Genomic DNA, 11,509 nt, shown 5'->3' with positions numbered 1-11,509 from the left:
GAAGACGCCTCATGTCCGCCGACACCGCCGTCCCTGAACTCCCGCTGCGAGCGCTCTGGAAGCTGGAGCTCGCGGCCCGTGGGCGCACGCCCCATGCCCCCGTGGTGCGCGAGGGCCGCGTCGCCGCCCGCTGCAACAACGACGTCGTGGCCGCCGACGCCGCGACGGGCAAGCGCCTGTGGAGCACGCGGGTGGACCCGGAGCCCCTGACGGGGGAGCTGTTCATCGACTGTGGCGGGTGGCTCGTCACCGACCAGCGGCGGGAGGCGGACCACACGACGACGCTCGTCGCCCTGGACTGGGACGGGCGGCAGGTGTGGACGCGCGAGCTGGCGGTGCTCGCCTCACGTGGCGCGCTCGCCTGGGATGCGCGGGGACTCGTCGTCGCGGGAGTGGAGCCACAGACGGGACGGCCCTTCCTGCTGGAGCTGGCCCCCCGGACGGGGGCCCTGCTCGCGAAGTCGCCGCTGCCCTGGGGCGCGGACGCGCTGACGCTCCTCGGCGAGGGGGGACTGCTCGTCGCCAACCGCCATGCGGGCGATTCTGCTCCGGGGCTCTACCGCCTGGCACGCACGGGTGGCGACGCCACGCCCGTCAGCCCCCGGCCGGTGGAGCGGGTGCTGATGACGGAGCGCTCGGTGCTGACGCTGGGCGCCGCCACGGAAGAGGAAGGCGCAGCTCCGCCCGCCGTGGAGGCGCGCGATGCGGACACCCTGGCGTTACGGTGGTCCGCCTCCGCGGCCGAGGCCGCGCTGGGCGCCGAAGGCGGAGAGGTGGCCCATGTGGAGGCCGTGGGCGGGCAGCGCACCCTGGTGCTTCGCGACGAGGTGACGGGCACCGTCCGCTGGCGCGCGCCGGCCACCCAGTCCATGGCCGTGCACGTGTCCCTCATGGAGGGACTGGTGGTGGTGAAGGACCTGGACGGCCTGGGCGTCTACCGCCGCCGGGACGGCGTGCTCCTGGGCTACGAGGAAGGCTCGTTCTCGAGGGCCACGCTGGACGCGAACCAGCTCTACGTGGGGCACCGCAACACGCTGCGGTGCCTGTCCACCTCGCCGTAGGACACGCGAGGCGCCCACGGTGACGGTGTGACTTCAGATGAAGGGGACGCCAATCGTCAGGAAGATGAGATCGAGGGCGGCCGGCAGCGTGGAGGCCGGGCCGTTCTCCAGCCGCACCGTGTAGGCGGCATACGGAGCTGTCGACATGCCGGCTGTCGGTACGGTGCAGACCAGCGCTCCATTCACGTAGTACTCGATGTTGTCTCCCCGGTGCACCGCGAGGTAGCGACGCGGCGTGACGGGAGTCGCCCCGTCGATCAGCGCGATCTGCTGGATGGGGTAGCCCGTGGGGCTCCCCATGCCGAAGGTCACGGCATGGAGCGCGACCTGACCCGAGGCGTTGGATACCGCCCGGAAGCCATACCCGCCTGACGCCTGACCGTTGCCAGTGGGCCCGCCGTTCACGATGTAGGCGGTGTGCCCATTGGCGTTGAGCCCGCTGAAGCTCGCGGAGAACGCCAGGAAGCTTCCCTTGATGGGCAGGCCTGCGACCGCGTTGCCGTTGCCGTTGCGCACGTCCAGATACGCATTGGGCGAGCCGGTCGTGGCGATGGACAGCCAGCCTTCCCGCTTGGTGATGAAGCCGTTGCTCACCACGTCTATCGTGTTCGCATAGGTCACGGTGTGGGCGGCGACTCCGAGCGTCATCCCCTTCACGAGGTTGCCGCCGAAGTCCGCGTCACCCGAGAGCTTGAGGCCGGTCAGCGTCCCCAGTCCGGTGATGTTGGGATACGCGCCGGAGAGGCGGGCGGCGGGAACGGTCCCCGACGTCAGGTTGGAGGCATTCAGGCTGGACAGTCCCGTCGTGAGGCGGCTGTCTGACTCCGTCTTCGTGTAGTAGCGGCCGTCCGATTCCGTCTTCGTGTAGTAGCGGCTGTCGGACTCCGTCTTCGCGTAGTAGCGGCCGTCCGACTCCGTCTTCGTGTAGTAGCGGTTGTCGTGGTCCTGGCTCGTCGCCAGCACATGGTTGTTCATGTGGGTGACGAGCTCGACGAGCTGGGACTGCACCGTGCCCGCCGTGAGCCTCCGGGGGGCTCCCGTGAACCCGGAGGCGCCGATGAAGGAGGCCCCCGCCTTGCCGGCCTCGGAGGACCGCAGGCCCGTGAGGGACGGGAACTTCACGCTCGAGTCGGAAAGGAGCGAGTCGACCCCCATCTGTCCCAGCTTCAGGTAGTGGTGGACGATGCCCACGGGCCTGGCCGTGTCCAGCAGGTACTTGCCCGCCTCGTCGTCCTGGCGCACCGTCGCGAGCCAGGAGTCTCCCGCCACGAAGAGCCGGCTCGAGGTTCCGAAGTCAATCAGGGACAGCGACAGGTCCAGCTCCTGGAGGAGGATCTTCACCAGCCCAGCGGCAATCTGCGCGTCGCCGTGCCGCTCGGGAGTGTCGCGAATGGTCAGCGGCGCGCCGCGGTCCTTCCCTCCAGGAAGCAGCGTCCACGCCCCCGTCGTGCTGTTCCTCGACAGCTTGCACGTGCCGTCCCACCTGCGGACGTAGGGCCACGTCTCCTTCGCCGGCGGCGTCACCGGGTAGCCCGCCTCCAGGACGCCGCGGGCCGGGAAGCCCGGGCCGGTGACGTGGTGGACGCCCAGGTGCTTCTCGCTCGTGTCGCTGTAGAACTCGTAGAGCCAGTCATTGCCCTTGAAGCTCGCGGGCACGCGGTCGTCATTCGCATAGACCTCGCTCGCGTTCTCCGTGGACCACTTCAGGGTGATCTCCGTGGGATTCTTCGCCGTCCCCTTGACGTCATGGACTTCGAGCCGGAACACGAAGTTGCCCGAGGCCTGAGCCTCCGCCGTGGGGGCATCGGCGCGCGCGGTCCGCAGCCGCAGCGTGAGCGGCGCGTCCCCGCTCATGGGATTGACCTCCGGATTGGCGAGCTGGACGCCCGGCTTGCAGTACTTGAACTGGAGCATCGTCTGCATGCGCGTGCTGGTGTCCGCGCCGTGCAGTCCCGGGTCCCTCAGCATCGGGTCCTCGAGGAAGAGGACCGGCCGCTCCCAGAGGTCCACGTAGACGGTGTCGCCCTCTTCGGGCATTCCGGGGACGGAAGGAAAGTCCTCCTGGCTGTAGAAGCCCGTCCACGTCCTGTTCTCCGCGACCAGGCCGTTCGCATGGGCGGTGCCGGGGCTGAACATGAGGTCGCCATCCACCGTCCCCCCCAGGTCCCGCGCGGCGGGCACGCCCGTGCCCACCACGTCGCGCAGGGCGAGGGCGATGCGCTCGTTGATGAGGGTCACCAGCTCGTTCCAGTCCGCGTCGGTGATCATCCGCCCCTGCTGCTGGTAGACGCCCGAGTAGCGCTTGTGCGGCTGGTGGGAGTGTCGAGAAATCTGGGTCTTCATGATGATGGGCTCCCCAAGGAGTCGAATCGGATTCAGGTGGAAGGAAGGGGCACGATGGGCAGGGCCTGGCCCAGGCGCGCATCCGGCACGAGGACCGCATCCATGCCGGCGGGAAGTGACTCGCGCACGCGGGCGAGCACCGCCGCGTCGCGCAGGGCGTGGCGCCGGTGGTGGTAGGCCCCCAGCTCGCCCCCGTCCTCGGCGCCGTCGAGCAGGCGGGTGCTGTTGACGAGGTCGAGGACGCCGGCCCCGGGAGCGCCGAAGTCCGTGGCCAGGAAGCGGGGCACATCGCTCGTGCACTCCGACGCCTCGGCGCTCCGGCCTGGCGCCGTGTATGTGTCGAGCGCGTCCGCGGGCAGCCGGCAGTAGCGGAAGCAGTTGCCCGCGTCCGGCCGGGGAATGACGGTCCCCGCGAAGATGGAGTCGTTGGCGAAGCACCGCGGCACGTTCAGCGTGCCCATCACCGTCACGCTCAGCAGCTTGACGGGCGCCACGCCGTCCAGGTCCCCCACGAGGCTGTCCTCCACCGTCGCGCCGAGCACGTCCGGAGACCCACCCTCCAGCGTCAGCCGCCGGAGCGCGGAGCGCCGGACGACGAGCTCGTCACCCATGTTCCGGGACACCGTCCCGGTGACGATGGAGTCTTCAATCAGGTGCGTGAAGCCGGGCGAGTCGATGTTCACGTCGCCGCGGACCACGCAGTTGCGCAGCACCAGCCTGTTGTCGCCAATGCCCAGGTGCGCGCCCTCGGGCAGGACGCGATTCTCGATGACGTAGTCATCACCCGGCGCCGGCGGCGGGGGTACGGGGCCCTGGCGGCGCCGGGGCAGCGCGCGCTCGGGCTCCGGCGGCACCGGCAGGGGCCGCGTGTCGCCCTGCTCCCAGCCTGGCGGGAAGAAGCCCACGCGCGGCAGGGTGAAGACCACCACCCGCTTCGCATGCACCTGCCCCTGCCGGGGCGTGGGCCGGCGCAGGTCCGGCGTCCGCCGGGACACGTCGTCGAAGTGTCCCGGCGCCTCGGGGACGCCATGCGGGTTCTGCTGCAGCGGCGGCCGGGGCGCCCCGTCCGCGCGCGGGGGCAGCGCCACCTTCCGCGACACGTAACGGAGGTCCACCGTCGCCGCGGGCAGTGCCGGGTGCCGCAGGGCCGGAGCGCCCGCAGGCAGCGGCAGCGCGCCCAGCGCCTCCGCGGGCAGCAACGGCTGGCCCACGCGAGGCGTGACGGCCACCCGTCTCCACCCTTCCTGGAGGAGGACGGGCACCTCGGGCTCATTCCTCGGGTCCTCCACGTCCCAGGCGTACTGGCCGACGGCCAGGGCCACCTGCTCCACCGCGCCCGGCGTCCCCTTGCGCTGCCGCAGCGTCACCGCCTGCGACAACTCCTGCCGCTGCTCGGCCTCGCCGGGCGACAGCAGCCGCACGTCCAGGAGCTCCGCCAGGTACGGCAGGCTCCAGCCCTGCGCGTCCGGATGGTCGGGGAAGGCGTCCGCCAGCCGCTGGGCAATCACGCCCCGGACGAGGTCCAGCACCTCTCCGCACGACTCCACGTAGTCGCGCAGGTCCCCATTGTCCCGGCTGCGGTAGACCTCCGGCAGCAGCCCGTAGAGCTGCGCACCGAGCCCGCCTCCCGTCCCGCCATTGCTCGTGCTCACAGTGAGTACTCCTTGAAGCGCACGGCGAGGCCCGTGCCCGAGGGCTCCAGGTAGACGACGTGCGCGCCAGACGGCGCGTCCTTGCGCTGGAGGCCCGGCACGCCCGCCAGGACGCAGATGGAGCTCTCCACGCCGGGCACCGCCTCCACCACCTTGTAGACGTCACTGAGGAACAGCGGCTGCCCCAGCCCGCGGCGGCGCAGCGACAGGGCCTCGAGCAGCGCGTTGCGGACCGCCTGGAGGACGGCGTCCGGGTTGAAGGCCCGCGTGTCTACCTCCACCTCCACGTCCAGCGTCACCGGCTCACCCAGGTACCGCGCGAGGGACACCTCCACCCCCGGCACGGCGTGGGCGCGGAGGAAGTCCGCGAGCGACTGCTTCAGCGGCCCCAGCTCGCCTCCGTTGACGGGCACCACCACCACCTCCACCAGCTCCTGCCGGGAGCCCGGGCTGCGCCGCAGGAAGGCGCGGGCCTGCCAGACGCTGCTGTGGCCCATGGCCAGGCTGGCGAAGTCCTCCGTGGACACCGCGCGCTCCAGCGTCAGCACCGTGGAGGGAGCGGTGCGGCGCAGCGCCTCCACGCCCTCCATGTCGTTGCCTCCCGTCGCGGCCAGCGGCTGCGCCACCCCGTCCACGAGCGGATGCGGCCGGGCCGGCTTCGCCAGGCTGCCCGCGGCCAGGTTGCCCTCCAGGCCCGAGCCCGCCCGGAAGGAGACGCGCACGTTGTTGGCCCCGGTGGGCAGGCGCCGGCCGTTGCGCCCGTCGCCGAACACCACGGCCAGCTCGCCGTCCTGCACCAGCCGCACCGTGTAGTGCGGGTCCGTGGGGCCCGACTCACGCAGGCTCTCCACCTGCGTCCAGACGCGGCCCGCGACGCGCACGTCGAGGTCCGCCCGCACGCCCGACGCCCGCGTGGCGTCCGCGACGAAGGAGAGGCCGCGCTCGCGCATCAGGAAGGCCTGGTTCGTCTTCGTGGCGTCACCGCTGCCCAGCACCTGCTCCGGCTTGCGCTCGCCATGCCCCGCCAGGACGACGTTGCCGTGGAGGACGAGGTTCTCCACCGTGCTCCCCGGAGGCAGCGGGTCCGCGAGCGACAGCAGCCCACCGCCCACGCCCAGCACCCGCGTGAGGACGGGCGCGGTGGAGGTGCCCTCCTGGCTCACCACCATCCACCGGCCGTACGTCAGCCCCTCCGGCGTCCCCGCCAGGGGCACCGCCGTCCCAGACAGCGGGGTGGTGTTCTGGTTCCACCCCACCAGCCGCGCCACCTGCTGGAAGTGGCCGAAGGCCCGGGTCTCCGTCCGGGGGAAGTCCGCCCCGCCCCGGCCCTGCCACCCGGCCACGGGCTGGAGCTCCGTGCGCTGCGCGTCCGCATTCACGGTGATGGACGCCAGCCGGCCCCACGCAGCCTGGTTGCCCGTCACCACCGCCAGGAAGTCTCCCGCCGTGAGGCCCCGGGGCTTGTCCACCCAGAGCGTCCCCGGCAGCCGCGACGCGGAGTCCCCCGCGACGAGGAAGGTATCCACCGCCCAGCCTCCCGCCGACAGCGGCGGCGGAGCCAGGAAGGCCTGCGGGTTGAGCAGCGGCGGCAACGGCTCGTCCGGCGCGCGGCGCTGGGTGAGCTTCAGCAGCGTGTAGCCGCGGCTCGCCGCCTCGGTGGTCGTCACCGGCACCTCGGCGGCGGAGACCACGTGCACCTCGTACTCCTCCACGTCGGCCGCGAAGGCGCGCGGGTCTCCCAGCGTCTCCCCGTTGAGCCGCTCCCACGCCCCGGGCACCTGGACGAAGTGCTCCACGGTGGGCGGTTCGCTGTCGCCGATGGCGCGGGTTCCCAATTGCTTCACCACCGGCACCACCACCGGCCGCGCCACCGTGGCCTGGCCGAGCGCCATGGGCCCCACCGCGCGGTCCAGTCCCACCAGCCGCCCCTCCACGGAGGTGACGCGGCGGTAGTAGCGCCGCTGCCCGTCCGCGAGGGTGATGATGTCCCCGGGCAGCAGTCCCAGCGGCTCCACCGCGAGCCGCAGCGTCGTGCCCACCGTGCCGCCGGTGCGCAGCGGACCGAGCAGCGCCAGCCGCTCCTTCGGCCTCACGTGCACGCGCGTGCGTCCCGTTGTAAAGACGCTGCTCGCCAGCGGCGGCGTCACGCGCACCGTCGTGGTGTCCGGGCCCTGCACGACGCCCTCCACCACGTGCGCCATGAACTGCCCGTCCGCCTCGTTCTCCAGGACGATGGGCTCGCCCACGTTGATGCCGGAGATGCTGCCCTCCAGCTCCAGGCTCTTCGTCGAACGGCCGAGCGCGTCCGTGCTCACGCCATGGCCCGCGGGCCGCAGGACGTTGAGCGCCGCATCCACGTCCAGGTCGTCCAGCGTCTCGAAGGTGACGGGCGCCCCGCCGTCCGGCGGCGAGTAGCGCACCGGGAAGCCGCGCTCCACCCGCCCCCGGGCGCCCGCCTTCGCGTGCAGCACCAGCGGCGTGAAGGCCGACGCGGGAGGCGCCGGGTGGTAGTCAATCATCTCCACCAGCCGCCGCAGGCTCTCCCACTGCGTCGCCGTGCCCAGGTACGCCTCGTTGGCGTAGGCATTCACATGCTCGGTGAGCACGTGCGTCGCGCGGGACAGCGCCCGGGCAATCTCCCAGCCCCAGTCCGGCACGGCGGCGCGGGGTGCCTCGTACTGGGCCATCAGCCGGGCCTGCCGCTCCGCGTCCGTCTCCTCCGTGGGGGCCTGCATGGCCGGCCAACGCGCCGACTCCTCCGGCGGGTTGAAGCGCTCGTCCAGACGCGCGCGGACCTCCTCCAGCAACGTGGCCGCGTTCGCATTCACATAGCGAATGCGCCTCAGTCCCGCCCGGTTCCACCGGGTGATGTCATTGGACTTGCTCACCCTCGCCTCCCGCCCAGCAGGTTCAACACGTAGGAGCCGCGCTCCGGCCGCGCCGCATCGTTGTCACACGTCGCCAGCTCGATGCCCTGGAGCAGGATGCGGCCCGTGGCAATCTGGTCCAGGTACCGCGCGCCGTACCGCTTGAAGCGGTCCACCTGCACCGTCTCCACGCCCTCCAGCGCGGTGAGCGTCTGGATGAGGTCGCTGGCGTTGACGTCCTCGCCGAAGCGCAGCCGGCCCGGCTCGAAGAAGCCTCCGGCGCCACGGCCGAGCGCCTGGTCCACCGCGGAGCGCACCTCGGACTGGAAGTAGTCCGGGTCCACCTTGAGGGTGAACGCAAGCTGGATGCCCACCGGCACCGCGTCCTGGAGCTGCACCTCCTGGCCAATCATCCGGTAGTGCTCCACGTAGCCGCCCAGCAGCGTGCGCAGCGAGGTGTCCGGCCAGTACGGCGCGTCCAGCCCGCGCTCCAGGTGGAAGCGCTCCACGCGGCGGCGCACGTCGGACGGCGTGGTGGAGCGCGCGTCCGTCCCCTCGCGCACGTCCAGTGAGCGGTCATTCAGGCCGATGACGGCCACCCGGACCACCGTCCACGAGCCACCCCACTCCAGCGAGGCCTGCGCGTGGCGCACCAGCGGGTGCTCCTCCAGCAGGCGCCCGTAGTCCTCCACCGTCACCATGCGGCGCTGCACGTGCAGCTCGCGCGGGCCGGCGCGGCGCGCGGCCTCCATGAGGAAGGGGTTGGCCGCCCAGGCGCGCTCCAGCTCCGTGCTGGCGCCGTCCCGGTCCGCGGCCGGGTTGGTGCGAATCTCGCCGGCCGCGAAGGCCATGCGCTCCGCGTCGTAGCCGATGAGCTTCAAGAGCCGGCGCACCGACTCCGGCCGGCGCGCCGTCTCCAGGAAGGACTCCGCGGCCACGCGGTCCGCCATGTCCGAGAGCTGGTCCAGCACCGCGGCCAGCGCCTCGACGAGGACGACCTCCATGTCCGCCGCCGTCCAGCGCTGGCGCTCCGGGAAGCGCGCCGCCAGCTCCTCCATCATGAAGAGGCGGAAGCCGTCGAAGTCGCGCACCTGCCAGTCGAAGTCGTTGCCCACGTCCGGCAACGGCTGGGGCAGCCCCTTCACCACGCGGCGGCCGCAGCCGGGCAGGCCGGGCTCGAAGATGATTTCCGGAACGGGTGTGTCAGCCACCACGGCCTCCCACGGGGAAGAGCTGCTGCTGGGGCACGCCGAGCGTGGTGAGCCGGTAGCGCACGACGAGCTGCAGCTGCTCGCCGTCGCCCGTCACTTCCACCTCCAGGCTGCCCGGGTCCACCTCGCCGCGCAGCGCGTCCGCGAGCGCCGCCTGCATGCGCCGCCGCGTCACGTCCCACAGCGGCGTGCCGTTGGGCTCGAACACCAGCATCTTCGCGCCGCCGCCGAAGTCCGGGCGGAACACGCGCTCGCCGGGCGTGGTGAAGAGGACCTGCTCAATCTGCTCGCGCACGTGCTGGCTGCGCCGGCTGATGGCCGGCCCCTGCGCCTGCACGCGGAATGGGAAGGCCAGGCAGGGCGGGTCTCCAAGGCGCTGGCTCTGGTCGAATGGCTCGCTCATGCGTCGTCCCTCTCCCTCACTTCGTCATCACCGACATCGACAGCGTGCTCATCTCGCCCTGGGGAATCGGCGGCGACGTGGGGCTGCCGGGCACCGTGGTGGTGTGCACGTGCGTGGCGAACAGCGTCAGGAAGCTCTGGCCCTTGATGACGGGCTCGCCGCCCGCGCCACCGAGCAGCACCTGCGTCCCCTCCACCACCACCTTCTGCCCCTTCACCGTCACGCCCGAGGACGCCGTCTCAATCGTGTTGCCGCTCGCGTCCTCCACCTTGATGCCGCTGGACGACATGACGATGGAGTTGCCGTGGCTGTCCTCGATGCGCAGCTCCTCGCCCTCCGCGTCCAGCACCACCGTGGCGCCCTTCGCGTCCGTCAGCGCCACCGAGCCCTTCGCGTCGATGGCGAGCTGCGCCCCCTTCGCGTGCTTCAGCAGGACCTGCTCCTCGTCCTTCTTGTCGTTGAAGGCCAGCGCGTGGCCGCTCGGCGTCTGGAAGACGCGCGTGGTGGTGGGAGCCTTCGCGGCGTCCTCCGGCACCTGCGCCTTCTTCTGCCAGAAGGTGCCCGTCCAGATGGGACGGCGCAGGTCCCCTTCCTCGAACTCCACCCACACCTGCGCGTCCACCTCGGGCACGGCGAACCAGCCGTGGCCGGGCCCGCCGCCGAAGGGCGCGCACGGCAGCGCCCACGGCGAGGACTCGCTGCCCAGCACCGAGGGCACCTTCACCTTGATGCGACCCAGGCCCTGCGGGTCCTCGTTGTCCGCCACGAAGCCGCGGTACTTGCCGTAGTACTTCTCCCGGACCTGCCGGATGAGCTGGGGAAGAACCTCGTCCATTAGAGAATCCCCTTCAGTGCGTTGAGGGCCCCGCCGCCCACGTCGTCCCCGTAGGCGTTGCGCAACAGGCGGATGCCCTGGCGGTACCCTTCGCTGGAGAAGACGTGCGTCACGGCGTCCACGTAGAAGACGCCGCCCAGCCACTCGCCCACGCCGTCCACCGCCACCGGCTGGCCCACCTTGAGGACGTGCCCGTACGCGGTGCCGTCCAGCTCGCCCTCGGCGCGCACGCGCAGGGAGAAGTCATTGACCTTGCGCTGCGCGCGGGCGACCAGCTCCTCCTCGTCCACCGAGCCCTCGCGGGTCAGCAGCCACGTGAAGTCGCGCCCCTCCTTGCCGCCGTGCGCCGCCTGCGTGCCGAGCAGCGGCAGGTCCGCCTTCACCTCGCGGCGGCTGGGCGTGGCGCCGTCTTCCGGGGACAGGTCCACCGCCACCGCGTTGGGCAGGTGTCCGTCGGTGATGATGGACAGCGCGCGGCAGTGCGTGTCCAGGCCTGCATAGACGCGGATGGTGGGCTGCGGCTCGGCGGTGAGCCGCATGGGGCCGAAGTAGAGCTCGCCGCCCTGCACCAGCAGCTCGTAGCCATTGGCCTCCGCGCGGGCGCGCAGGAAGCGGATGTCCGTGGAGTCCTGGGGCACCACCAGCCCGCTCAGCCCGCTGCCGCTGGTGAGGTCCACGCGCAGCCCGTAGCGCGCGGCCAGCTCCATCACCATGACACGGTCCGTGGTGGGCACGTCCGCGCCCCACACGCGGCGCACGTGCTCGCGGTCCATGGCCAGCGACTCGTCCTGGCAGGACACGATGACGCGGGCGGCGCCCACGTCCTCGGGGTAGTCCGCGCGCACCTGGCGGATGTAGCCGCGCAGCACCTCTTCCGTGCGCCCCGGGCCGAACACCGCCTCGATGACGATGGGCTCCCAGGGCGCGAGCACCTCCGCGTCCTGCACCGTCCAGCGGCCCCGCTCGTCGCGGCGCGTCTCGAAGACGAGCGTGGCCACGCCGGCACGCTCCCGGCCCAGCTCCACCCGCACCTCTGCGAGGTACGGGTACAGCTCGGAGAGGGAGCGGCCACGGACCTTGACGTCGCACTCGGCGGGCGCGCGGAACGGGGCGCTGAAGAGGTCGGCCAGCATGGCG

The 11,509-nt window shown here is 71.9% G+C and carries 8 protein-coding genes; 1 reads left to right on the top strand and 7 read right to left on the bottom strand.

Annotated elements, in window-relative coordinates; genetic code table 11:
* The first annotated feature begins 11 nt into the window (after positions 1 to 11).
* Positions 12 to 1,061, top strand: coding sequence for an outer membrane protein assembly factor BamB family protein (locus ACX9TP_RS22195; RefSeq protein WP_482981724.1), 1,050 nt, complete (start codon positions 12 to 14; stop codon positions 1,059 to 1,061).
* A gap of 33 nt (positions 1,062 to 1,094) precedes the next feature.
* Here the strand turns inward: ACX9TP_RS22195 and ACX9TP_RS22190 are convergent, their stop codons facing one another.
* Genes ACX9TP_RS22190 through ACX9TP_RS22160 form a run of 7 tightly spaced genes read right to left on the bottom strand, consistent with a single transcriptional unit; the run spans position 1,095 to position 11,505 of the window.
* Positions 1,095 to 3,404: a DUF6519 domain-containing protein gene (locus ACX9TP_RS22190; RefSeq protein WP_482981723.1), complete on the bottom strand. Its 2,310-nt coding sequence runs from the start codon at positions 3,402 to 3,404 to the stop codon at positions 1,095 to 1,097.
* Between the two features lie 32 nt (positions 3,405 to 3,436).
* On the bottom strand, positions 3,437 to 5,056 hold the full coding sequence (locus ACX9TP_RS22185) for a phage tail protein (protein WP_482981722.1): 1,620 nt from the start codon (positions 5,054 to 5,056) through the stop codon (positions 3,437 to 3,439).
* The gene (locus ACX9TP_RS22180) at positions 5,053 to 7,944 is read right to left on the bottom strand and encodes a baseplate J/gp47 family protein (RefSeq protein ID WP_482981721.1); all 2,892 of its coding nucleotides are present in this window, start codon (positions 7,942 to 7,944) and stop codon (positions 5,053 to 5,055) included. Before ACX9TP_RS22180 ends, ACX9TP_RS22185 begins: the two co-directional genes overlap by 4 nt.
* Positions 7,941 to 9,134: a baseplate J/gp47 family protein gene (locus ACX9TP_RS22175; RefSeq protein ID WP_482981720.1), complete on the bottom strand. Its 1,194-nt coding sequence runs from the start codon at positions 9,132 to 9,134 to the stop codon at positions 7,941 to 7,943. Before ACX9TP_RS22175 ends, ACX9TP_RS22180 begins: the two co-directional genes overlap by 4 nt.
* Complete coding sequence (locus ACX9TP_RS22170; RefSeq protein ID WP_482981719.1) at positions 9,127 to 9,537, bottom strand: GPW/gp25 family protein; 411 nt, start codon at positions 9,535 to 9,537, stop codon at positions 9,127 to 9,129. Before ACX9TP_RS22170 ends, ACX9TP_RS22175 begins: the two co-directional genes overlap by 8 nt.
* Before the next feature lie 16 nt (positions 9,538 to 9,553).
* Positions 9,554 to 10,372, bottom strand: a complete 819-nt coding sequence (locus tag ACX9TP_RS22165; protein WP_482981718.1) for a phage baseplate assembly protein V — start codon at positions 10,370 to 10,372, stop codon at positions 9,554 to 9,556.
* Positions 10,372 to 11,505 carry a phage late control D family protein gene (locus tag ACX9TP_RS22160; RefSeq protein ID WP_482981717.1) on the bottom strand — a complete coding sequence of 378 codons (1,134 nt, stop codon included), beginning with the start codon at positions 11,503 to 11,505 and terminating at the stop codon, positions 10,372 to 10,374. Before ACX9TP_RS22160 ends, ACX9TP_RS22165 begins: the two co-directional genes overlap by 1 nt.
* Between the last annotated feature and the right edge of the window lie 4 nt (positions 11,506 to 11,509).

The organism is Pyxidicoccus sp. M15 (assembly GCF_056858435.1).
Note: the sequence above shows the minus strand (reverse complement) of the source record. Positions and strands in the feature narration are given on the sequence as shown.